This is a genomic window from Micromonospora pallida (assembly GCF_900090325.1).
GTDB classification, from domain to species: domain Bacteria; phylum Actinomycetota; class Actinomycetes; order Mycobacteriales; family Micromonosporaceae; genus Micromonospora; species Micromonospora pallida.
This window is the reverse complement of sequence record NZ_FMHW01000002.1, coordinates 4505255-4528511: the sequence shown is the minus strand read 5'-3', so window position 1 is coordinate 4528511 and position 23257 is coordinate 4505255. Positions and strand designations below refer to the sequence as shown.

Sequence of the window (23257 nt, the reverse complement as noted above, 5' to 3'; positions counted from 1 at the left end):
CTGTCGTACTAACTGGGCAGGATGATGCCATGATTGGACAGCTACAAAGCGTCGTCATCGACTGCCCCGACCCGCTGGCGCTGGCCACCTTCTACGCCGAACTGCTCGGCCTGTCGATTGCCGAGGAAGACTCCGAGGACGACTGGGTGGTGCTGGGCGGCCCGCGTGGGCGGCACCCCCGGGTCGCCTTCCAACAGGCTCCCGACCTGCGTCCGCCGGACTGGCCCGATCCGGAGCGTCCCCAGCAGTTCCACCTGGACGTGCGGGTCGACGACGTGGACGCCGCCGAGCAGCGGGTGCTCACGCTCGGTGCGCGCCGGCTGCCCGGAGGGGGCGACGGCTTCCGCGTCTACGCCGATCCGGCCGGCCACCCGTTCTGCCTGGTCTTCGAGTGAGAAAGCGGTAGCCGGGGCACCGGGCGGGCGTGCTGCCGGAAGCGTGGTAGCCGGGGCTTCCGGGCGGGCGTGCTGCCGGTTGCGGTGACCGGGCAGGATGGTCGCCATGATCGAGTCTGCGGTGCAGCGCGTCTCCGGTTCGCTCTACGGCCTGGCGTACGGCGACGCCCTGGGCAAGGACACCGAGTTCCTGACTGTCGACGAGATCGTCCGCCGGTACGGCCCGGCCGGTCCCCGCGAGCTGATCGGCGACCCGGCCCTGGTCACCGACGACACCCAGATGGCCCTGGCGGTGGCCTGGGCCCTGCGGGAGGCCCCGGCACTGACCCCGGAGGCGGTCGAGCCGCTGCTGCGGGCACGCTTCCTCGCCTGGGCGGCGAGCCCGGAGAACAACCGCGCCCCGGGCATGACCTGCCTGCGTGCCTGCGGGGAACTGGCCCGGGGGGTGCGCTGGCAGGAGGCCACCCAGGCCGGCTCCAAGGGCTGCGGAGCGAACATGCGGGTCACCCCGGTCGGACTGCTCGACGTCGACCTGGACACCCTCGCCGGGCTGGCCCAGCTCCAGGCCGGCCTGACCCACGGGCACCCGACCGGCCTGGCCGCCAGTGAGCTGACCGCGTACGCCGTCCGGGCCCTGCGGGACGGGGCGACCCTGCCCGACCTGCCCGACCTGCTCGTCGGGCACGCCCAGCGGCAACGCCGGGTCTACCGGCACGAGTGGCTGGGTGACCTCTGGCAACAGCCGGGCGTGACCGACCCGGCCGAATTCATCGCCCGGGGTTGGGACGAGTGCCTGGCCGCGCTCGCCCGACTGACCAGGGCACTGGCCGGCCCCGACGACGGCGGCGACCCGTGCCGGGAGACCGGGGAGGGCTGGGTGGCCGAGGAAGCGCTGGCCACCGCGCTGCTCTGCGCCGTCCGGCACGCCGACGACCCGGTCACCGCGCTGGCCCGGGGCGCGACCACCGCCGGTGACTCGGACTCGATCGCCGCGCTGGCCGGCGCGTTCGTCGGTGCCGCCCACGGCATGGCCGCCTGGCCCGCCGACTGGGCCACCCGCATCGAGTACGCCGACCAGCTCCACACCCTCGCCCGCTTCTTCACGCGCTGACCCGCTCGCACTTCCGCGCGCTGATCAAGAGGTTTGGTCACCGTCGGCGCCGAATACTGACGCGAACCTCTTGATCAACGTGGGCCAGAGGAAGACCGGGGTCGGGTGGGCGGGGGATTGTCCGACCCGACCGTTACGGTGCGGGGGTAGCGTGATCAGCGAGGTCGTGGGGTGTCCGCGGCCTCAGGGCGTGGAGGGTCGCACGTGTCCGAGGAAGCCATCCCCCAGCAGGTCAGCCCGGCACAGGAGGAGGCGGCCGGCGCGGAGCCACCGGCCGGGGTGAAGGAGCGGCACGCCACGCTCGCCCAGGAGTTGACCGACCACCAGTACCGCTACTACGTGCTGGACGCCCCGACCATCAGCGACGCCGAGTTCGACACGCTGCTGCGCGAGCTGGAGGGGATGGAGGCGGAGTACCCGGCGCTGCGCACCCCGGACTCGCCCACCCAGCGGGTCGGCGGCACCTTCTCCACCGACTTCGCCGAGGTGACCCACGCCGAGCGGATGCTCTCGCTGGACAACGCCTTCGGCGACGAGGAACTGGCCGCCTGGTCCGAGCGGGTGGTCCGGGACGCCGGTGGCCCGGTGCCGTACCTGTGCGAGCTGAAGGTCGACGGACTGGCGATCAACCTCACGTACGAGCGCGGTCGGCTGGTTCGGGCCGCGACCCGGGGCGACGGCCGTACCGGTGAGGACGTCACCGCCAACGTCCGCAGCATCCGGGACGTGCCGTCCGAGCTGACCTCGTCCGAGGAGTTCGGCCCGCCGCCGGAGCTGCTCGAGGTGCGCGGTGAGATCTACTTCCCGGCGGCCGGCTTCGCCGACCTCAACGCCGGCCTGGTCGAGCAGGGCAAGGCGCCCTTCGCCAACCCGCGCAACGCCGCCGCCGGCAGCCTGCGGCAGAAGGACCCCCGGGTCACCGCGTCCCGGCCGCTGCGGCTGGTGGTGCACGGCATCGGCGCGCGGCACGGGTTCCAGCCCAGCACCCAGTCCGAGGCGTACGCGGCGCTGACGGGGTGGGGCCTGCCCACCAGCAACCGGTGGCGGGTGGTGCCCGACCTGGCCGGCGTCGCCGAGTACATCGCCCACTACGCCGCGCACCGGCACGACGTCGAGCACGAGATCGACGGCGTGGTGGTGAAGGTCGACCCGGTCTCCATCCAGGGCCGGCTTGGCTCGACCAGCCGCGCCCCACGCTGGGCGATCGCCTTCAAGTACCCGCCGGAGGAGGTCAACACCAAGCTCCTCGACATCCAGGTCGACGTCGGGCGCACCGGCCGGGTCACCCCGTTTGCGGTGCTCGAACCGATCCTGGTGGCCGGCTCGACGGTGGCGCTGGCGACCCTGCACAACGCCCGCGAGGTGGAGCGCAAGGGGGTGCTGATCGGCGACACGGTGGTGCTGCGCAAGGCCGGGGACGTCATCCCCGAGGTGCTCGGTCCGGTGGTCGAGCTGCGCCCGCCGGACGCCCGCCCCTTCGTGATGCCCACCCACTGCCCGAAGTGCGGTTTCCCGCTCGCCCCGGCCAAGGAGGGCGACGTCGACATCCGCTGCCCGAACTCGCGGACCTGCCCGGGGCAGTTGCGGGAGCGCCTGACCTACCTCGCCGGGCGGCGGGCGCTGGACATCGAGGTGCTGGGCGAGAAGACGGCGGCGGCGCTGCTCGACTCGGGTGTCATCACCGACGAGGGTGACCTGTTCCTCCTCGACGAGAAGCGTCTGGCCGAGGTGCCGTTCTTCGTCAACAAGGACGGCAGCCTGGGCAGCAACGCGACCCGCTTCCTGACCAGCCTGGACGAGGCCCGGCAGCGTCCGCTCTGGCGCCTCCTGGTGGCGTTGTCGATCCGGCATGTCGGCCCGACCGCCGCGCAGGCGCTCGCCCGGCACTTCGGATCGGTCGACGCGATGCGGGCAGCCACCGAGGAGGAACTCTCCTCGGTGGAGGGGGTCGGTCCGACCATCGCGGCGAGCCTGACCGAGTGGTTCACCGTCGACTGGCACCGCGCTGTGATCGACAAGTGGGCCGCCGCCGGGGTCCGCATGGCGGAGGAGACCAGCGACGAGGGGCCGCGCCCGCTGGAGGGGGTCAGCGTCGTGGTCACCGGCACCCTTGCCGGGTTCTCCCGGGACCAGGCGGCCGAGGCGATCCAGTCCCGGGGTGGCAAGGTCAGCGGCTCGGTCTCCAAGAAGACCGGCTTCGTGGTGGTGGGGGAGAACCCCGGTTCCAAGGCGGAGAAGGCCGCCACTCTCAAGGTTCCGGTCCTCGACGAGGAGGGCTTCCGGGTGCTGCTCGAGTCCGGGCCGGACGCGGCCCGGGAGGCCGCCAAGCGCGAGGAGTAGGGCAGGCCGGGACCGGGCCGGCGGCAAGGAACGTCGGGGACGGAGATCGGGTCGGCGAGCGAATCGGTCGCGAAGCTTGCGGGCAACTGGCCGCGTATACCAACTTAATTACGACTACGACCGATTCGCGGCTGTCCTACCGCAGAAACTCCCACCAGAGGCGTTTGATGGGGGGCGCGGCGTGGCACCGGGCCACGGTGGGGCGATCCGGACCGGACATCTCGGGAGGTGCGATGGGTGCCGCCGACCTGCGGAACGCCGTGCCGCCTGCCCGGGTGGGGTCGTTCTTCGGGTTCGTCGGGGTGACCGTTGTCCTGGCCGTCGGACTCACCGCCGCCCCCCTGGTCGCGCTCCCCGGGGACCTGGCGGCGCTACCCGACGCCTTCTGGATCATGGCGGCGCTCGCCGTGGTCTGTGATGCCCGCCCCTTCGTGCCGCCCGGCCAGCGGCACACCTCGGCGGTCTTCCCGTCGATCTGTTTCACCTTCGCGATCCTGGTCGCCTGGGGACTCGGCGAGGCGGTGGCGGTGCAGACCGCCGCGGTGGTCGTATCCGGGTGGCGACTGCGGTACGTCGCCTGGCGTACCGCGTTCAACGCCGCCCAGTACGCCTGCGCGCTGACCGCCGCAGAGGAGGTGCTTCAACTCGGGCCTGGCACGGCGTTCGCCGACGACCGCCTGCCGTGGACGGGTGCGGTGGCGCTGGCCGGTGCGGCGCTGGCCTGGTTCGTGGTGAGCTACGGCCTGGTGAGCATGGCGGTCCGACTGCGCTTCGGTGACCCGTGGTGGCCCACCGTCCGACGCGGCCTCGCCTTCGAGTCGCTCGCCACCGGTTCGTTGCTGCTGCTCGCCCCGGTGCTGGTGGCCGCGGCCCGGGTCAGTGCCGCGTTGATTCCGCTGGTGCTGGTGCCGCTCTTCGCGGTCTACCGGATGGCCCGGCTCTCCGCCGACCAGGAACACCTGGCCGCGCTCGACCCGCTGACCGGGCTGCCCAACCGCAAGGCGCTGCTGGTCGAGGTGGCCGAGCAGATCCGCCAGCACGCCGAACGGGGCGCCGAGGGCAAGCCGGACGCGCACCTTGCGCTGCTCCTGATCGACCTGGACCGGTTCAAGAACGTCAACGACGCCCTCGGCCACGAGGTCGGTGACCGGCTGCTGGTGGCGGTGAGCGAGCGCCTCACCTCGGCGCTCGGCTCCTGGGACATGGTGGCTCGCCTCGGCGGCGACGAGTTCGCCGTCGTCTCGGCCGGGCTGACCGGGGTGGACGACGCCCGCCGGGTCGCCGGCCGGGTGGTCCGCGCCCTCGCCGAGCCGGTCTCCCTGGACGGTCTGCCGCTGGACGTCGGGGGTCGATCGGCATCGCGCTCTACCCCGACCACGGCGAGGATTTCGCCACCCTGATGCGCCACGCCGACGTGGCGATGTACGACGCCAAGCACCGCAACGACACGGTCGCCGTGTACGCGGCCGAATCGGACCACAACTCGGCCGAGCGGCTCGGCCTCCTGGCCGACCTGCGCCGGGTGTTGGAGCCCGGGACGACCGATCCGGCCACCGATGGTGACGACCGGACCACGGTCGACGCCACTGCCCGGGGCGGCGACGGCGCTGCCCTGCCCATCGGGGGCCTGCCCACCCGGGAGTTGCCCACCCGGGAGTTGCCCGCCGGGGGCCTGCCCGCTCGGGAGTTGCCTGCCCGGGAGTTGGCCGCCGGGGACTTTCCCGCTCGGGAGTTGGCCGCCGCCGGGGAGGACGGCGCGGGGGAGGACGGCGCGCCCGACCGCCAGGGTTGGCGCTGGTGGGGTGGCCGGCGGCGGGAGCGAGCCGCGACGCACCCCGACGAACTGATCAACCAGATCATCACCGGCGCCGACCCGGTCCGCCGCCGCGCGGGGCGGCCCGGCGCTGCGGCCGTTCCCCCGCCCGCCGAGCCGGACCGGTCAGCCGGTGAACGGTCGGCACCGCCGTCCGGGTCGGCTGGATCGGGTATCCCCGCCACCGGACCGGAGGGGCCGTCCGGGACCGGACCGGTTCCCTCCGGCGACCGGGCGGTGCCGTCCGGAACCCCGGCGGCGCCTCCCAGCGACCGGGCGGTGCCGTCCGGAACTCCGGCGGCGCCTCCCAGCGACCGGACGGTGCCTTCCGGTGACCCGGCGGTGCGTCCCCAGACTGCGGCGGTGTCCACCGGGGCCGGCGCAGAACTCGTCGGCGCGGAGCTGGTCGGCACGGAGCAGGCCGGTCCGGCTCCCCGGGTCGAGGTGGGCGAACCGGACGGGATCACGATGTACTACCAGCCGCAGGTCCGCATCGCCACCGGCGAGGTTGTCGGGGTGGAGGCACTGCTGCGCTGGCGGCATCCCCGACGGGGCATGGTCGACCCGGAGGAGTTGATCCGGGTCGCCGAGCAGAGCGCGGTGATGCGGCTGCTGACCCGCCGGGTGGTCGACGATGTGGTGGGGCAGTTGGCCCGCTGGTCGGCGGCGGGCAGCACTCTGCGGGCGGCGCTCAACGTCAGCGTCCGGGACCTGCACACCGGGGAGATCGCCGACCAGATCAGCGAGCTGCTCGCCCGGCACACCATCCGCCCGGACCGCCTGCAACTGGAGATCACCGAGGGCGCGTTGATGGCCGACCCCCGGCGGGTGCTCGACACGATCTCCCGGCTGCACCGGATCGGGGTGGCCATCGCCCTGGACGACTTCGGCACCGGGTACTCCAGCCTCCAGCACCTGCGGCGGCTGCCGCTGTCCGAGGTGAAGGTGGACCGCTCGTTCGTCCTCGGCATGGCCGACGACCCCGACGACGCCGCGATCGTCCGCTCGATGATCGAGCTGGCCGGGGCGCTCGGTCTGCGGGTGGTGGCCGAGGGGGTCGAGGACGAGCGGACCTGGCGGCTGCTCCACGCCGCCGGCTGTGACCTGGCGCAGGGCTGGTTCTTCGCCCGTCCGATGCCGGCCGACGAGCTGACCGCGTGGCTGGCCCGGTACCGGCCGGTACGCCCGACCGGTGTGCCCGGCAGCCGCACCCGCCGCCCGACCGGTTGACCCGGCAAATCAAGGGAGCCGCACGTTGCCCGGCTGCTTGATCGACTCCGGTTGCGGCAAGCTGGGGCCACACGGGCCGTGGAGACCCCGACATGCCGCAAGTCGCGGGCTTTTCAGCCACCGTGGTCGCGGGCCGTCCAGCCACCGTGGCGCCGGACCGGCCGTCGGGGGACGCGACGGGTGCGCTGGGGGGAGTCGGGGGCGCGGCTGACGTGCCAGCCAATAGACTCGCTCGGGTCACCGCGCGGGTATCGGCCCCGCGGTCGGCGTACCGCCCGAAGCAGCATCGTCACGAAGGGGGCACCGATGGCCGCCATCTCCCGCGAGGAGGTCGCGCACCTGGCGCGCCTGTCGCGGCTCGCCGTCACGGAGGAGGAGCTGGACACCTTCGCCGGCCAGCTCGACGTGATCCTCCAGGCCGTCGCCCAGGTGGGCGAGGTCGCCGCGGCGGACATCCCGCCGACCTCCCACTCGGTGCCGTTGACCAACGTCCTGCGCGAGGACGTCGTACGGCCCGGTCTGACGCCGGACGAGGCGCTGTCGGGCGCGCCCGACGCCGAGGAGCAGCGGTTCCGCGTCCCGCGGATCCTGGACGAGGATGTGGCTTCATGAGCAAGTGCAGCGAGCGCAGCGAGCGAATCAGCAGGACCGGTGTGTGTGGCGCTCAGGGCGTCGGCGAGCGGAGCGAGGCGGCGGCATGAGTGACCTGACCAGGCTCACCGCCGCCGAGCTGGCCGCCCTGGTGGCCGGCGGCGAGACCTCCGCCGTGGAGGTGACCCGGGCCCACCTGGACCGGATCGCCGCCGTCGACGACCGGGTCCACGCGTTCCTGCACGTCGACACCGAGGGCGCGCTGGCCGCCGCCCGTACGGTGGACGAGCGCCGGGCCGCCGGTGAGCAGCTCGGCCCGCTGGCCGGCGTGCCGGTGGCAGTGAAGGACGTGCTCACCACGAAGGGCGTGCCGACCACCGTCGGTTCGAAGATCCTCGAGGGCTGGCGTCCGCCGTACGACTCGACCATCGTCGAGCGGCTCCGCGCCGCCGGCACGGTGATGCTCGGCAAGACCAACATGGACGAGTTCGCCATGGGCTCCTCCACCGAGTACTCCGCCTACGGTCCGACCCGCAACCCGTGGGACCTGGAGCGGATTCCGGGCGGCTCGGGTGGCGGCAGCGCCGCCGCGCTGGCCGCGTACGAGGCCCCGCTGTCGATCGGCTCGGACACCGGCGGCTCGATCCGCCAGCCGGGCGCGGTCACCGGCACCGTCGGCGCGAAGCCCACCTACGGCGGCACCTCCCGGTACGGCCTGGTCGCCTTCTCCTCCTCGCTGGACACCCCCGGCCCGTGTGCCCGTACGGTGCTCGACGCGGCGCTGCTGCACGCGGTGATCGGCGGCCACGACCCGCGCGACTCCACCTCCATCCCGCAGCCGGTGCCCGACGTGGTGGCCGCCGCGAAGCTCGGCGCGACCGGCGACCTGACCGGCGTGAAGCTCGGCGTGGTCACCGAGTTCTCCGGGGAGGGCGCCGAGCCGGGCGTGCTGGCCGCCTTCCGGGACGCGGTCGAGGCGCTGACCAAGCTCGGCGCGGAGATCGTCGAGGTCTCCTGCCCGAACTTCGCGTACGCGCTGCCGGCGTACTACCTGATCGCCCCGAGCGAGTGCTCTTCCAACCTGGCCCGCTTCGACGGGGTCCGGTTCGGCCTGCGGGTCGGCGACGACGGCAACCGCTCGCTGGAGGAGGTCATGTCGCTGACCCGGGACACCGGCTTCGGCCCCGAGGTCAAGCGGCGCATCATGCTCGGCACGTACGCCCTCTCGTCCGGCTACTACGACGCCTACTACGGGCAGGCGCAGAAGGTCCGGACGCTGATCACCCGGGACTTCACCGCCGCCTTCGAGCGGGTCGACGCGCTGATCTCGCCGACCACCCCGTTCGTGGCGTTCCCGATGGGCTCGCGTACCTCCGACCCGTACCAGATGTACCTGGCGGACCTGTTCACCATCCCGTCCAACCTGTACGGCGGGCCGGGTATCTCGGTGCCCTGCGGCCTCTCCGAGGGGCTGCCGGTGGGTCTCCAGGTGATGGCCCCGACCATGGCCGACGACCGGATGTACCGGGTCGCCGCCGCGCTGGAATCGGCCGTCGGCACGTTCACCCCGCCGGCACTGTGAGTCAGGAGCGTCAGATGACCACGACCCTGCCCGCGTACGACGACGTCGTCGCGCGCTACGAGCCGGTGATCGGCCTGGAGACCCACGTCGAGCTGGGCACGAACACCAAGATGTTCTGCGGCTGCCCGACCGACTTCGGCGGCGAGCCGAACACCCGGGTCTGCCCGGTCTGCCTGGGCCTGCCCGGCTCGCTGCCGGTGGCCAACAAGGCGGCCATCGAGGCGACCATCCGGATCGGCCTCGCGTTGAACTGCTCCATCGCGTCCTGGTGCCGGTTCGCCCGGAAGAACTACTTCTACCCGGACATGCCGAAGAACTTCCAGATCAGCCAGTACGACGAGCCGCTCTGCGTCGACGGCTACCTGGACGTCGAGGTGAACGGCGAGCTGGTCCGGATCGGCATCGAGCGGGTGCACCTGGAGGAGGACACCGGCAAGACGCTGCACGTGGGCGGCACCGGCCGGATCCACGGGGCCACCGAGTCGCTGGTCGACTACAACCGGGCCGGCATCCCGCTGGTCGAGATCGTCACCAAGCCGGTTCCCGGCACCGGGGCGCTCGCCCCGGAGGTGGCCCGCGCGTACGTCACCGAGCTGCGCGACGTGATCCGCTCCCTCGGCGTCTCCGACGTCCGCATGGAGGAGGGCTCGCTGCGCTGCGACGTCAACACGTCGCTGAGCCGGCCGGGCGAGGAGTGGGGCACCCGCACCGAGACCAAGAACGTCAACTCGCTGCGCGCGGTGGAGCGGGCGGTCCGCTCCGAGATGCTGCGCCAGGCGATGGTGCTCGACTCGGGTGGCCGGATCGTCCAGGAGACCCGGCACTTCCACGAGGACACCGGGGACACCACGTCGGGCCGGTCGAAGGAGACCGCCACCGACTACCGCTACTTCCCCGAGCCGGATCTCGTCCCGCTCGCCCCGGACGCGGACTGGGTCGCCGAGCTGAAGGCGGCCCTGCCGGAGCTGCCCCGGCTGCACCGCCGCCGGCTCCAGCAGGAGTGGGGGATCTCCGACCACGACATGCAGTCGGTGCTCAACGCCGGCGCGGTCGAGCTGATCGAGGCCACCGTGGCCGCCGGGGCCAGCCCGGCCGCCGCCCGGAAGTGGTGGCTGGGCGAGCTGTCCCGGCGGGCCAACGAGGCCGGCGTGGAACTGGCCGACGCCGGGGCCACCCCGGCCCAGGTCGCCGAACTCCAGGGGCTGGTGGACGCGGGCAAGCTCAACGACAAGCTGGCCCGGGTGGTGCTGGAGGGCGTGGCCGGCGGTGAGGGCAGCCCGACCGAGATCATGACCAACCGGAACCTGGAGGTCGTGTCGGACACCGGCGCGCTCACCGAGGCCGTGGACGCCGCGATCGCCGCCAACCCGGACATCGCGGAGAAGGTCCGCAGCGGCAAGGTCGCCGCCGCGGGCGCTCTGGTCGGCGCGGTCATGAAGACCACCCGTGGCCAGGCCGACGCCAAGACCGTCCGGGAGTTGGTGCTGGAGCGCCTCGGCGTCTCCTAGTAGGTCGCCGGACTCCTTCGTTTTGTGCCTGCAGGGGTCCCCTGTTCGACAAAAAGCGGTAACAGGGGACCCCTGCTAACACCCCACCCCCTCGGTAGGAGTTCAACGGTGAACGTCCACCCTGCCCATTCCGACGTCGACCTCGACGTGCTCGACGAGATCCAGCGGCGGGTGCTCTGGCTCGCCACCCGGATCGTGGACGCGGCCAACCACGACCGGCGCACCGGGGACGGGGTGAAGGTCGGCGGGCACCAGGCGTCCAGCGCCTCCCTGGTCACCGCGATGACCGCGCTCTGGTTCGCCCATTTGAACGCCGCCGACCGGGTCGCGGTCAAGCCGCACGCCTCGCCGGTGTTCCACGCCATCCAGTATCTGCTCGGCAACCTGGACCGGTCGTACCTGCCGAAGCTGCGCGCCCGGGGCGGGCTCCAGTCGTACCCGTCGCGCACCAAGGACCCGGACGAGGTGGACTTCTCCACCGGCTCGGTCGGTCTCGGCGCGGCGGCCCCGCTCTTCGCCGCGGTCACCCGGCGGTACGTCGACGCGCACTTCGGTCCGCGTCCGCACTCCCGGTTCGTCGCGCTGATCGGCGACGCCGAGCTGGACGAGGGGAACATCTGGGAGGCGGTCGCCGACCCGGCCACCACCGGCCTCGGCAACGTGACCTGGCTGGTCGACTTCAACCGCCAGTCGCTGGACCGGGTGGTCCCCGGGGTGCGGATCAACCAGTGGCGGGGCCAGTTCGAGGCGGCCGGCTGGCACGTCGTCGAGGTGAAGTACGGCCGCCGGCTCGCCGAGGCGTACGCCCGGCCGGGTGGCGCGGCGTTGCGGGACTGGATCGACGCGATGCCGAACGAGCAGTACCAGTCGCTCTTCGGGCTGACCGGGGAAGCCCTGCGGACCCGCTTCCTGGACGGTGCCCCGGACGGCATCGCGGCGCTGGTCGCCGACGTCCCCGACGAGGAGCTGGGTCCGCTCGTCACCGACCTCGGCGGGCACGACCTCGCCGCGATGCTCGACGCGTACGCCCAGTGCGACGCGGTCACCGACCGGCCCAGCGTGGTCTTCGCGTACACGGTCAAGGGCTGGGGCCTGCCGATCGCCGGCAACCCGCGCAACCACTCCGCGCTGCTCACCGGCGAGCAGGTCGACGCCCTGCGCACCGCGCACGGGCTGGACGCCGGCACCGAGTGGGACCGTCTCGACCCGGCCTCGGCGGCCGGGATCTGGGCAAACGCCCGCCGGGAGGCGCTGGCCCGCCCGCCGCGCGAGCGGGCGCTGCCGGTCACCGTCCCGGAGACCACCCGGGTACGCGCCAACAAGCCGATCTCCACCCAGGAGGTGTTCGGTCGGGTCCTGGTCGACCTGGCCCGGCACGAGGAGGTCGGCCGCTACCTGGTCACCACCGCGCCGGACGTGGCCACCTCCACCAACCTCGCCGGGTTCATCAACAAGACCGGGGTGTTCGCCCCGACGAAGCAGCGCTCCTGGTCGGAGGACCGGATGCTGCGCTGGGAGCAGCACCCCGACGGCCAGCACATCGAACTGGGCATCTCCGAGATGAACCTGTTCCTGCTGCTCGGCCAGCTAGGCCTGGCCTGGGACCTGTCCGGCCAGCCGCTGCTGCCGGTCGGCACGGTCTACGACCCGTTCGTGCTGCGCGGCCTGGACGCCTTCCTCTACGGCACCTACTCCGGCTCCCGGTTCGTGGTGGCCGGCACCCCGTCCGGGATCACCCTCGCCCCGGAGGGCGGGGCGCACCAGTCGACCATCACCGCGTCGGTCGGGCTGGAACTGCCCGGAGTGACCTTCGTCGAGCCGGCGTACGCGACCACCCTCGACTGGCTGCTCTGCGACGCGTTCGGTCAGATCGCCCGAGGTGGCGCACCGACCACCACCGCCGCGCCCACCGAGGACGGGGCGTACTACTTCCGGTTGAGCACCCGGCCGATCGACCAGGCCCCGTTCGAGGCGGCCCGGTCCCGGATCGGTGACGCGGTGCTGCGCCGGCAGGCGGTCGCCGGGGCGTACCGGCTGGTCGACGCCCACCAGGCGTACCCGCACCTGGCGGACGCCCCGGTGGTGCACCTGGCCGCCTCCGGCGCGGTGCTGCCGGAGGTGCTCGCCGCCGCGGCCGAGCTGGCCGACGAGGGCGTGGCCGCGCACGTGGTCGACGTGACCTCGCTGGACCGGCTCTACCGGGCCTGGCAGCGTACCCTCCGGCAGGGCGTCCGGACGGCGACCGTGCCGAGCGTCCCCGGGGTGCTGCGGGCGGCGTTCGGCGACCGCGCCCCGGTGGTCACCGTGCACGACGCGGCCTCGCACGCGATGGCCTGGCTCGGCTCGGCGCTCGGGGTGCCGGCGGTGCCGCTCGGGGTGGACGAGTTCGGCCAGTCCGGCAGCGTCCACGAGCTGTACGAGCTGCACGACCTGCTGCCGGGCAGCATCGTCAACGCCGCCTTGGCCGCCCTCTCTCTGCGCTGACCCGTCGACGCAGCGCAGGGACGACGGATCAGCGGGTCGGGGTGGGGGTGACCGGCACGTCCGCGCCGGCCGCTGGTTCCCGGACCACCCGCCGCTCCAGGTTGACCTGCGCCTGGCCGGTGCCGCCGACGGTGATGTCGTCGTACGCCTGGAGCTGCTTGTTCTCGTTGAAGTAGAGGACGCTCATCGACAGCGGGGTGGGTTCCTCGCCCTCCAGCCCGCGCAGCCCGGCCCCGCCGGTGGAGCCCTGCACCAGGAGCTGGGTCGGCGGCTTCCCCTCCTGTTCGGGAAGCTTGGAGACCTGCCGCTTGTGGGTGTGCCCGGAGAGCACCAGCGGGCAGGTGCCGGAGAGCGGGCCGGCCGAGGCCGGGTCGTGGACCAGCGCGATGTTCACCGGTTGCGGCGACTCCCGCACCGTCGTGGCCAGCTTCTCGCCGGTGCTGATCACCTGGTCGGCGGTGGGCCGGTCCAGGCCGCCGACGGCAGGGGCGGTGCTCTTGTCCGGGGTGAAGCGCGGGTCACCGATGCCGGCGATGGTCAGTCCGGCCACCGTGGTGGTCGTGTTGTCGAGCACGATCGCGTTCGGCTGGCGGGCCACGGCGGCGGCGGTCCGCGGGGAGTCGTGGTTGCCCCGGATGTAGACGTATGGCTTCTTCAGCAGTCCGATCGAGGCGACGTAGTTCGCCTCCGGCTCGCTGCCCCAGTCGGTGATGTCGCCCGTGTCGATCACCACGTCGATGTCGAACTGCTCCACCACGGTCCGGATGAGCTGCCAGCCGGTCGGGTTCAGGTGCATGTCGGAGACGTGCAGCACCCGGGTGGTGTTCGGGGCCGGCTCGTACACCGGCAGCGCGGAGACCGTGGTGTAGAGCTGGCTGACGTTGCCGACCAGCCGCTGGAGCTGCTCGGCGTACTTGGTGTAGTCGTTGGCGATCCGCCGGGCGTCACCGACGATGGCGGGCGCGTTGACCAGCAGTCCCTCGTACCGGGGCTCCTCGATCGACTGGGGGCGGAGGGTGGACGCGGCGACGCCGAGGCTGCCCGCGGTGATCACCAGCGCCAGCCCGCCGGCCCAGGCCGTACGGCGGACGTCGCGGAAGGCCAGTCCGGCCAGGATCAGGGTGACCAGGACGGCCGCGCCGACGGTACGCAGACCGAGGCGGAACACGCCCGCGCGGACGTCCTTCACGGCGGACTGGCTGGCCCGGTTGATGCTCGCCGGGTCGTCGATCAGCGCCTCCACCCGTCCCTGGTCGAGCGAGCCCAGCTCGACGTCGAGGTGGGCGGGCCCGTCGTGGCTGTCGAGCAGGAGAGCGCCCAGGGGTGGGATGTCGATCGTGGTGCCGCCGCTGAGCGTCGGGGTCAGCACCATCCGGGCCCGGAACGGCCCAATGTCGGTGTCGACCTGACCGCCGCCGAGGACGCCGAGCAGGGCACCGGTCAGGCTGATCGCCAGGATCGCCAACCAAACCCCGAGCCGACGCCACCTGCCGGCCCACTTTCGCCCTCGGAGACGACCGTCCCCGGGGCGCTGTCGCGTGTTCTCGTCCTGCCCGTCCATGGTGAAATTCTGCCTGCCCCCAGGGAGATCTTGGTAAACCCCGAGGTTGCCGCCCTGCTGCGGCCCGTGACCGTTTTCGCAGGTCAGCTACGACCGGCACCGCCACCGGCAAAGACCAGCCGGAGCAGGCGGTCGTCCTCGGGTTCCGGGTCGCCCCGGCCGTCGTGGTTGGAGGTGCTCACCCAGAGCGAGCCGTCCGGGGCGGCGGCGACCGCCCGCAGCCGGCCGTACCGGCCGGTGAGCAGCTCCCGGGGCTGGCCGAGCACGGTGCCGGTGTCGGTCAGCTCGACCAGCCAGAGTCGTTCCCCGCGCAGGCAGGCGGCAGCCAGCAGGCGCTCCACCACCGCCGCGCCGGAGCAGGACGCGTCCCCGGTACGCCACTGCGCGATCGGGTCGCGGTACTTGCGATCGCCGGCCTTCCCCTCGACCTGCGGCCAGCCGTAGTTGCCGCCCTTGACGATCTGGTTGATCTCGTCCCAGGTGTTCTGGCCGAACTCCGTGGCGTACATCCGCTTGCCGGCGTCCCAGGTGATGCCCTGCACGTTGCGGTGGCCGAGCGACCAGACCGGGGAGCCGGGGTACGGGTTGCCGGGCGCCGGCTTGCCGTCGGGGGTGATCCGGAGGATCTTGCCGCCGAGGCTCTTGACGTCCTGCGAGAGCGGGCGGTCGCCGCCGTCGCCGGTGCTGGCGTAGAGAAGACCGTCCGGGCCGAAGGCGAGTCCACCACCGTTGTGGATGCCGGCGACCGGGATGCCGGTGAGGATCGGCGTCGGTGTTCCGCCGAGGGTGAACTTGACGATCCGGTTGTCCCGCTCGGTGGAGTGGTACGCGAAGACCGTCCGGTCGGTGGCGTAGTCGGGGGAGACGGCGATGCCGAGCAGGCCACCCTCGCCGGACGCCTCGACGTCGGCGATGGTCTGCACCGGGGTCACCTTGAGCCCGTCCGGCCCGGACTCCGGCCCGACCTGGAGGATTCGGCCGTTGTCGCGTTCGGTGACCAGAGCGCCGCCGTCCGGCAGGAAGGCGATCGCCCACGGCACCCGAAGCCCCTTGGCCAGCACCGTCGCCACCACCTCCTGGCCACCGTCCTGCCCGGCGCTCGCCGAGGGGGTGGGGAAGGTCGGCGGCTCGCCGGCCGGGTCGGGTTCCGGCTCGCCGAGGCTGCACCCGGCGGTGAACAGCAGCAGCGCCGCGCAGGATGCCGCCGCCGTCGCGCGCAGCCGGCCGATGCGGGGGTACGGGGGACGAGCGCTCACCCGCACCAGACTAGTCGCTCACCGGGCCGGCAACCGGTGCGCGATCCGGTACCCCGGATCGAGACACGCCGAAAAGACGGATATGTCAGGTGGTAAGCCCTGAAATTCTGCGAGACTGCCAGCCGTGGTGATCACCGACCGGCCGGCGCCGGACTCCGTACCGGTCGATGTGCCCGCCCGGCGTCCGGCGCTGTCGCCCGGCCGGGCCGCCCTCGCCCTCGGGGCGCTCGGGGTCGGCTACCGGCTGGCGATGCTCCTGGCCGGCCTGCCCCCGACCAACAGCGACGAGGCGGTCACCGGCCTGGTCGCCACGCACGTCGCGCAGGGCCGCGAGTTCCCGCTCTTCTTCTACGGCCAGTACTACATGGGCGCGCTGGAGGCGTACCTCGCCGCCCCGCTGTTCGCGCTCGGCGGTCCTGGCCTGGTCGCGCTGCGGCTGCCGAACCTGCTGCTCTACGCCCTCTTCCTGGTGGCGATGTGGCAGCTCACCCGGCGGCTCTACCACCCGTGGTTCGCCACCGCCGTGGTCGGCCTGCTCGCCCTCGGCTCGGACCGGATCCTCAAGAACCAGTTGATCGCCGGGGGCGGCTACCCGGAGATGAACCCGGCCGGGGCGCTGCTCGTCCTGCTCGCGGTGCTGCTGGGCCTCCGCGCGGTCCGCCGCCGCGCCCTGGCCTGCGCCGCCTTCGGCCTGGTCGCCGGCCTCACCCTCTGGGACGACTGGCTGGTCCTGCCGTACGTGGCCGCCGCCGGGGCGCTGCTGCTCGCCGGACTCGGCCGGGACCTGGTCGGACGCTGCGGCGCGGCCCTGGCCGCCGGACTCGTGGTCGGGCTGCTGCCGATCGTGGCGCACAACCTCACCGCCGCGCCGGAACACCGCTCGCTCGCCGTCTACCGGCAGCTCAGCGGCAGTACGCCCGGCGCCTGGGCGGACCGGCTGCACGGTGGCGTGCTGTTCGGGCTGCCCATCGGCACCGGGTTCTGCGCACCCGGCCGGTGCGCCGGCTGGCAGCTCTGGTGGGGAGTGGTCGCCCCGACGCTGCTGCTCGTGGCCGGCCTGCTCGCCCTGCGCGCACTCTGGGCCCTGCGTCCACGGCAGCTCGACGGACTGCCCGACCGACTCGACGCGGTCCGGGCCGGGCGGATCCGGCAGGGCGGCCGGCTGGCCCTGGTCGGCGCGGCGGCGGCGAGCCTGGCCGCGTACGCCGGCAGCGCCGCCGCCGCCGACACCCCGGTGGAGAGTTCGCGCTACCTGTCCTGCCTGCTCATCTCGCTGCCGGCGCTGCTGTGGCCGCTCTGGTCGGCAGCCCGAACCCACCCCGCCCGACGCAGGCGTGCCGGGCTGTGGCTCGCCGCGCGGGCCGCACTGGCGGCGGTGGCCGCGAGCGCGCTGCTGGCCACCGGGACACTGATCGCCGAGGCGGGCACCCTGACCCGCGCCGACGACCAGCGACAGGGTCTGGTGGCCGCCCTCGACCGGCTCGGCGTCCAGCACTTCTACGCCGACTACTGGACCTGCTACCCGATCGTGTTCGCCACCCGGGAACGACTGCTCTGCGGGGTGATCCGGGACGACCTGCGGGCCGGCTGGAACCGCTATCCGGCGTACCCGGCTCGGGTGGCCCGCGCCGACCGGGTGGCGTACGTGGTGCCCGCCGGTACGGCGCTGAGCCGGGCGGTCGCCGACCGGCTGGCGACCACCGGCACGCCGGTGACCAGGACAAGTGTGCCCGGTTACGACATTCACCTGCCCGCCGCCCCGGTGGGTTTGCCGCTGAGCTGACGGCTATCGTCGGCGGACGTGAAGGTATGGATTCCGCATGAGCAGGGTCGGGTTCTGGTCGAGCAGACGCCCGGACTCACTGTCGAGGTGGCCGAGGGCCCGGACCAGCTTCCCAGCGACCCCGCCGGGGTGCGGTTCTGGGTGCCGCCGTTCCTCTCCACCCGGGAGGTGGTCGCGCTGGCGTCCCGGTTGCCCGACCTGAAGGTGGTGCAACTGCTCAGCGCCGGTGCCGACGTCTGGGTGGACCGGCTGCCGGCCGGGGTGACCCTCTGTGACGCCCGGGGCGTGCACGACTCGTCCACCGCCGAGTGGGTGGTCACCGCGATCCTGTCCCGGCTGCGCCGCTTCGACACGCTCGCCCGCGCCCAGAGCCGCCGCGAGTGGGCGTACGGCGAGGTGGCCCCGACCGACGAGCTGGCCGGCAAGCGGGTGCTGATCGTCGGCGCCGGCTCGATCGGCGAGGCCCTGCGGGCCCGGCTGGCGCCCTTCGAGGTGAGCTTCACCCTGGTTGCCCGGACCGCCCGTCCCGACCAGGACGTGCACGGCGTCGACGAGTTGCCCGCGCTGCTGCCGCAGGCGGACGTCGTGGTGCTGCTGGTGCCGCTGACCGACGCGACCCGGGGGCTGGTCGACAAGGCCTTCCTCGGCGCGATGCCCGACGGGGCCCTCCTGGTCAACGCGGCCCGTGGTCCGGTGGTCGACACCACGGCACTGGTCGCCGAGCTGGCCGCCGGTCGGATCGACGCGGCCCTGGACGTCACCGACCCGGAGCCGTTGCCGGCCGACCACCCGCTCTGGGAACTGCCCAACGTGCTGATCACCCCGCACGTCGCCGGTTCGGTGCGCGGCCTGCTGCCCCGGGCCTACCGGCTGGCGGCCGAGCAGGTGCGCCGGATGGTGGCGGGCGAGCCGCTGGAGAACGTCGTCACCAACGGCTACTGACCCACCGGTGGGGGGCGGGTCGGTAGCCGGCGCGGTCCGGGGTGACCCGGCGGAACCGGACGGTGGTCAGTCTTCGGCGTGGTCCGGGGTGGCATCGAGGGGCTGGCCGGTGACCGCGACGAGCCGGGGCAGGTCGGCACCGCGTACCGCCGGCAGGGTCACCCGCTCGCCGTCGTCGAGCCGGACGACCGCGCGGCCCTTCGGGTCGGCGGCCAGCTCGGCGATCCGTCCCCAGGGCAGGCGACGCTGCCCGAACAGCGCGCGGACGCGGACCTCCCGGGCGTCGGCGTCGGTGCCCGCCCGCCACGCCCAGACCAGGATCCCCAGCGGAACGAGCAGCACCGGGGTGAGGTACCACCGGGCGTCGGCGACCGGCAGCGCGCCGATGAAGGCGACCACCGCCGCGGCCAGAATGGCCTGGCTGTGCCGGAAACGGAGGGTGTCGGTGCGACTCACCCCTCGATGATTCCACCCCGCCGGCGGCGTCCCGTCGTCGGGCGGTGACTCCGGCCGAGTGGTGATCCGGGTCACGGGTGGTGAGGCGTAACCGGCGGCCCGGTGTCGTCGTTGCGGGGCAGAGGTGTACCGGTTTCACGTCCGGTCGCCCCCGACCCCCGCTGGAGGAGGTGACCGTGTCCCTCGTGCCGCCGCCCCGTCGCTCCGTACCGGTGCCCGAGGCCGCCGCCGTCCTCGCCGTACTGCTGCTCGTCGCCGCCGGGCTGGTCGGCCTGCTGACCGCCGGTCGGGCCGCGATGGTCACGGTCGCGCTGGTCGCCGTCGCCCTGCTGCACACCCTGCTGACCGCCGCCGAGACCCGCCGGTACGCCGAGCGGCTCGCCCGGCAGGAGGCCCGGTTCCGGGCCCTCGTCTCCGGCGGGCACGACCTGATCCTCCTGCTCGACGAGGGCCTGCGGGTCCGGTGGCAGTCCCCGGCCGCGACCCGCCTCTTCGGGCTGACCGACGCCGACGTGCTCGGTCGTCCCTTCGCCGACCTGCTCCACCCCCGGGACAGGTCCCGGGCCGGGGCCGTGTTCGCGGCGGTCCGGGCCGGGCGTCCACCCGGGCTGCTCGCGGCCCGACTACGCGACGGGCGGGGTGACTGGCGGGAGACCGAGTCCACCGTGAGCGACCTGCGCGACGTGCCCGAGGTGGCGGCCGTCGTCCTGCACGTGCGGGACGTCGGCGAGTGGCGCCGACTGGAGCGCAGGGTGCACCACCTCGCCGTCACCGACCGGCTCACCGGCCTGGCCAACCGGCGCGAGCTGCGCCGGGCACTGACCGTCCGGCGAGCCGAGCCGGGGGAGCCGGCCACCCTGCTCGTCCTGGACCTGCACGGCCTGTCGGAGATCAACGACGGCAGCGGACAGGCCGTCGGCGACCGGGTGCTCGTCGAGGTGGCCGACCGGCTACGCGCCGCCGCCGGGCCGGACGACCTGGTCGCCGGCCTGGCCGGGGACGAGTTCGCGGTGATCGCCGAGGCCGGCTCGGTGCCGGCGTACGGACTCGCCGACCGGCTGCTCACCACGCTCACCGAGCCGTACCGGCTGCCCGGCGGGCCGGTGCGGCTGGAGGTGAGCATCGGCCTGGCCGACACCACCGCCGGCAGCGCCGACGACGTGCTACGCCAGGCGGACCTGGCCCGGCGGCGGGCCAGCCAGCTCGGCCGCAACCGGGTCGAGTGGTACGACGCCTTCCTCGAGGAGCAGTTGGTCCGCCGGCTGGACCTGGAGCGGGAGTTGGCCGGCGCGGTGACCCGGGGCGAACTGGACCTGGTCTACCAGCCGGTGCACGGGCTGGTGGACCGGCAGCCGGCGGGCACCGAGGCACTGCTGCGCTGGCGCAGCCCCCTGCTGGGCACCGTGCTTCCCGCCGAGCTGATCCCGGTCGCGGCCGACCTGGGCCTGCTCGACGAGGTGGGCCAGTGGGTGCTGGACCGGGCCTGCGGACAGCTCGCCGCCTGGTCGGCGACGAGCCCGCTGCTCTGGATGGCGGTCAACGTCACCCCGGCCGAGCTGACCGCACCGGACTTCGTCACCCGGGTGGCGGCCACCCTCGCCCGTCATCGGGTGGCGGCCGACCGGCTGGTGGTCGAGGTCAACGAGGACGGACTCGACACCGACCTGCCGACCGTGGTGGCCCGGCTGGCCGGGCTACGGTCGCTGGGCGTCCGGACCGCGCTGGACGACTTCCACGCCGGGCGCGCCTCGCTGCGCCGGCTGCGGGAGCTACCGCTCGACCTGGTCAAGGTCGACCCACGGGCGGTCGGCGGAAGCGAGCCGGAGCAGCCGTTGATCGGTGTGGTGGCGAACCTGGGACGGCGGCTCGGGCTGGAGATCGTGGTCGAGGAACTGGAGTCGGCCGGTCAGGTCGACCGGGCGTATCGGGCGGGCTGCCGGTACGGGCAGGGCTTCGCGCTCTCCCGCCCCGCGACCGCCGAACGTGTGGAGGCCTTCCTGGAGGAACACCCGTCCCCCGGTGCCCTCACCTGACTCTTGACACCGCCTCTCGGCATGGACGAGAGTCGATCTGCATCACGGTGCGGCGGCGCGCTCCGGTTCCCGCGAACCCCCCTGTCCGCGAACCTCCCTGCCGGAAAGGCAATCGCGATGTCGCCTGCCCTCACCCGTCGCCACCTGCTCCGCCTCGGCGGTGCCACCGTCGTCGTCGCCGGCTCCGCCGGGATCGGCCTGCCCGCCCTGGCCGCCAGCACGGTCACCGCCGACCTGGTCGTCTACGGCGCCACCTCGGCCGGCATCGTCGCCGCCGTGCAGATGCGCCGGATGGGCCGTACCGCGATCATCCTCGAACCGGGACAGCACGTCGGCGGACTCACCACCGGCGGACTCGGCTACACCGACAGCGGCACCAGCGCCTCGATCGGCGGCATCGCCGGGGAGTTCTACCGGCGGGTGCACGCGAAGTACCACGGCAACACGGTCACCCCGGACTCGCCGATGCGGCTGGTCTTCGAGCCGCACGTCGCCGCCGAGGTCCTCGACGACCTGCTCGCCGAGCACGGGGTGCCGGTCTACCTCGGCGTCCGGCTGACCTCGGTGGCCCGCAGCGGCAACCGGATCACCGCGCTCACCACCGACAACGGCCAGACCTTCGCCGGCCCGATGTTCGTCGACGCCACGTACGAGGGCGACCTGATGGCCCTGGCCGGCGTCTCGTACGCCCTCGGCCGGGAGGCCAACTCGGTGTACGGCGAGACGATCAACGGGGTGCAGTTACGCAACGCCCACCAGTTCACCCTGCCCGTCGACCCGTACGTGGTGCCCGGTAACCCGGCCAGCGGCATCCTGCCCGGCATCTCCACCACCCCGGTCGCGCCCAACGGCACCGGTGACCAGCGCATCCAGGCGTACAACTTCCGGATGTGCCTGACCAGGGCGACCAACCGGATCCCGTTCCCGAAGCCCGCCGGCTACGACCCGGCCGACTACGAGATCCTGCTGCGTTACGTCCAGGCCGGCTTCACCGGGCCGTTCTTCACCACCCAGGGCGTCGGCAACGGCAAGACCGACTCCAACAACCACGGCGCGTTCTCCACCGACTTCATCGGCGCCAACTACGCCTTCCCGACCGCCAGCCACGCGACCCGGCAGAGCATCGTCGCCGACCACCGCACCTACCAGCAGGGTCTGATGTGGTTCCTGGCCAACGACCCCGGCTCCCGGCCTCGATCCGGACCAACACCGCCGCCTGGGGCCTGGCCGCCGACGAGTTCACCGCCACCGGCGGCTGGCCACCCCAGCTGTACGTCCGTGAGGCCCGACGCATGCTCTCCGCGTACGTGATGACCGAGCGGGACTGCCGGGGCACCGTGCGGGTCGCCGACTCGGTCGGGCTGGCCAGCTACACCATGGACTCGCACAACTGCCAGCGGGTCGTGGTCGACGGGGTGGTGAAGAACGAGGGCGACGTGCAGGTCGGGGTGTCCGGCCCGTACCCGATCAGCTACCGCTCGATCGTGCCCACCGAGACGCAGTGCGCCAACCTGTTCGTGCCGGTCTGCCTCTCGGCCAGCCACATCGCGTACGGCTCGATCCGGATGGAACCGGTCTTCATGATCCTCGCCCAGTCCGCCGCCACGGCCGCCAAACTCGCCCTCGATGCCGGCGGCATCCCCGTGCAGCAGGTCAACATCACCACCCTCCAGACCCGGCTCCGGCAGGACGGCCAACACCTCCAGTGGCCGCCGGTGGTCGACGGCGAGATCGTCGTCGACAACGCCTCGGCGTCGGTGACCCGGGCCGGCACCTGGCTCACCAGCAGCCACGTCGGCGGGTACTGGGGCGTCGACTACGAACACGACGGCAACACCGGCAAGGGCGTCAACCGGTTGCGCTTCACCCCGTCCCTGCCGGCCGCCGGTTCGTACGCGGTCAGCCTGCGCTGGACCGCCGACCCCAACCGGGCCAGCAACGTGCCGGTGGACGTGGTGCACAGCGGTGGCGTCACCACCCGTACCGTCGACCAGCGCAGCTCGGGTGGGCAGTGGGTGTCCCTCGGGACGTACACCTTCCCAGCGGGGACGGCCGGCAGCGTCCTGATCCGCACCGACGGCACGAACGGCCACGTCGTCGCCGACGCCGCCCGCTTCCTCCCCGCCTGACGGGCCCCGCGCTGACCGGTCCCGCGCTGACCGCCCCGTCCCC

15 protein-coding genes and 1 pseudogene are annotated in these 23257 nt (G+C 73.2%); 13 read left to right on the top strand and 3 right to left on the bottom strand.

Going from position 1 to position 23257, the window contains the following annotated elements; genetic code table 11:
* Window positions 1-29 precede the first annotated feature (29 nt).
* From GA0074692_RS18565 to GA0074692_RS18530, 8 genes and pseudogenes are all read left to right on the top strand, one after another.
* Window positions 30-395, top strand: coding sequence for a VOC family protein (locus GA0074692_RS18565; RefSeq protein ID WP_091646354.1), 366 nt, complete (start codon window positions 30-32; stop codon window positions 393-395).
* 106 nt (window positions 396-501) lie between these two features.
* Entirely contained in the window at window positions 502-1506 is a 1005-nt protein-coding gene (locus tag GA0074692_RS18560) for an ADP-ribosylglycohydrolase family protein (RefSeq protein WP_245730363.1), read from the top strand.
* A 204-nt stretch (window positions 1507-1710) separates the two neighbouring features.
* Window positions 1711-3846, top strand: coding sequence for an NAD-dependent DNA ligase LigA (ligA, locus tag GA0074692_RS18555; protein ID WP_091646350.1), 2136 nt, complete (start codon window positions 1711-1713; stop codon window positions 3844-3846).
* Window positions 3847-4079: 233 nt separating this feature from the next.
* Window positions 4080-6889, top strand: a pseudogene (locus GA0074692_RS37005) (EAL domain-containing protein).
* 306 nt (window positions 6890-7195) lie between these two features.
* Complete coding sequence (gene gatC, locus GA0074692_RS18545) at window positions 7196-7501, top strand: Asp-tRNA(Asn)/Glu-tRNA(Gln) amidotransferase subunit GatC (RefSeq protein ID WP_088980289.1); 306 nt, start codon at window positions 7196-7198, stop codon at window positions 7499-7501.
* 85 nt (window positions 7502-7586) lie between these two features.
* Window positions 7587-9062: an Asp-tRNA(Asn)/Glu-tRNA(Gln) amidotransferase subunit GatA gene (gene gatA / locus GA0074692_RS18540; protein ID WP_091646348.1), complete on the top strand. Its 1476-nt coding sequence runs from the start codon at window positions 7587-7589 to the stop codon at window positions 9060-9062.
* A gap of 14 nt (window positions 9063-9076) precedes the next feature.
* Window positions 9077-10570, top strand: a complete 1494-nt coding sequence (gatB, locus tag GA0074692_RS18535) for an Asp-tRNA(Asn)/Glu-tRNA(Gln) amidotransferase subunit GatB (protein ID WP_091646345.1) — start codon at window positions 9077-9079, stop codon at window positions 10568-10570.
* Window positions 10571-10678: 108 nt separating this feature from the next.
* Complete coding sequence (locus GA0074692_RS18530; RefSeq protein WP_091646343.1) at window positions 10679-13054, top strand: transketolase-like TK C-terminal-containing protein; 2376 nt, start codon at window positions 10679-10681, stop codon at window positions 13052-13054.
* A gap of 28 nt (window positions 13055-13082) precedes the next feature.
* On the opposite strand, the gene GA0074692_RS18525 is transcribed toward GA0074692_RS18530, so the two are convergent.
* Window positions 13083-14615, bottom strand: coding sequence for a metallophosphoesterase (locus GA0074692_RS18525; RefSeq protein ID WP_091646341.1), 1533 nt, complete (start codon window positions 14613-14615; stop codon window positions 13083-13085).
* An 83-nt stretch (window positions 14616-14698) separates the two neighbouring features.
* Complete coding sequence (locus tag GA0074692_RS18520) at window positions 14699-15871, bottom strand: PQQ-dependent sugar dehydrogenase (RefSeq protein WP_091653711.1); 1173 nt, start codon at window positions 15869-15871, stop codon at window positions 14699-14701.
* 124 nt (window positions 15872-15995) lie between these two features.
* On the opposite strand from GA0074692_RS18520, the gene GA0074692_RS18515 reads away from it, so the two are divergent.
* Together GA0074692_RS18515 and GA0074692_RS18510 are read left to right on the top strand one after the other, a co-directional pair.
* The gene (locus tag GA0074692_RS18515; RefSeq protein ID WP_091646338.1) at window positions 15996-17654 is read left to right on the top strand and encodes a hypothetical protein; all 1659 of its coding nucleotides are present in this window, start codon (window positions 15996-15998) and stop codon (window positions 17652-17654) included.
* A gap of 18 nt (window positions 17655-17672) precedes the next feature.
* On the top strand, window positions 17673-18596 hold the full coding sequence (locus GA0074692_RS18510; RefSeq protein WP_091646337.1) for a 2-hydroxyacid dehydrogenase: 924 nt from the start codon (window positions 17673-17675) through the stop codon (window positions 18594-18596).
* Between the two features lie 66 nt (window positions 18597-18662).
* On the opposite strand, the gene GA0074692_RS18505 is transcribed toward GA0074692_RS18510, so the two are convergent.
* A complete protein-coding gene (locus GA0074692_RS18505; protein ID WP_091646335.1) occupies window positions 18663-19052 on the bottom strand; it encodes a PH domain-containing protein in 390 nt (129 codons plus the stop codon).
* Window positions 19053-19228: 176 nt separating this feature from the next.
* On the opposite strand from GA0074692_RS18505, the gene GA0074692_RS18500 reads away from it, so the two are divergent.
* From GA0074692_RS18500 to GA0074692_RS36070, 3 genes are all read left to right on the top strand, one after another.
* Window positions 19229-21085, top strand: coding sequence for a putative bifunctional diguanylate cyclase/phosphodiesterase (locus GA0074692_RS18500; protein ID WP_245730362.1), 1857 nt, complete (start codon window positions 19229-19231; stop codon window positions 21083-21085).
* A gap of 117 nt (window positions 21086-21202) precedes the next feature.
* Window positions 21203-22396, top strand: a complete 1194-nt coding sequence (locus GA0074692_RS36075; RefSeq protein WP_245730361.1) for an FAD-dependent oxidoreductase — start codon at window positions 21203-21205, stop codon at window positions 22394-22396.
* Window positions 22282-23214 (top strand): FAD-dependent oxidoreductase, encoded by a 933-nt coding sequence (locus GA0074692_RS36070; RefSeq protein ID WP_245730701.1) that lies wholly within the window; start codon window positions 22282-22284, stop codon window positions 23212-23214. Before GA0074692_RS36075 ends, GA0074692_RS36070 begins: the two co-directional genes overlap by 115 nt.
* Window positions 23215-23257: the final 43 nt, after the last annotated feature.

Coding starts and splice junctions, on each gene's coding strand:
- GA0074692_RS18565 (WP_091646354.1), top strand. CDS start 30: ATGATTGGACAGCTACAAAGCGTCGTCATCGACTGCCCCGACCCGCTG.
- GA0074692_RS18560 (WP_245730363.1), top strand. CDS start 502: ATGATCGAGTCTGCGGTGCAGCGCGTCTCCGGTTCGCTCTACGGCCTG.
- gatC (WP_088980289.1), top strand. CDS start 7,196: ATGGCCGCCATCTCCCGCGAGGAGGTCGCGCACCTGGCGCGCCTGTCG.
- gatA (WP_091646348.1), top strand. CDS start 7,587: ATGAGTGACCTGACCAGGCTCACCGCCGCCGAGCTGGCCGCCCTGGTG.
- gatB (WP_091646345.1), top strand. CDS start 9,077: ATGACCACGACCCTGCCCGCGTACGACGACGTCGTCGCGCGCTACGAG.
- GA0074692_RS18525 (WP_091646341.1), bottom strand. CDS start 14,615: ATGGACGGGCAGGACGAGAACACGCGACAGCGCCCCGGGGACGGTCGT.
- GA0074692_RS36075 (WP_245730361.1), top strand. CDS start 21,203: ATGTCGCCTGCCCTCACCCGTCGCCACCTGCTCCGCCTCGGCGGTGCC.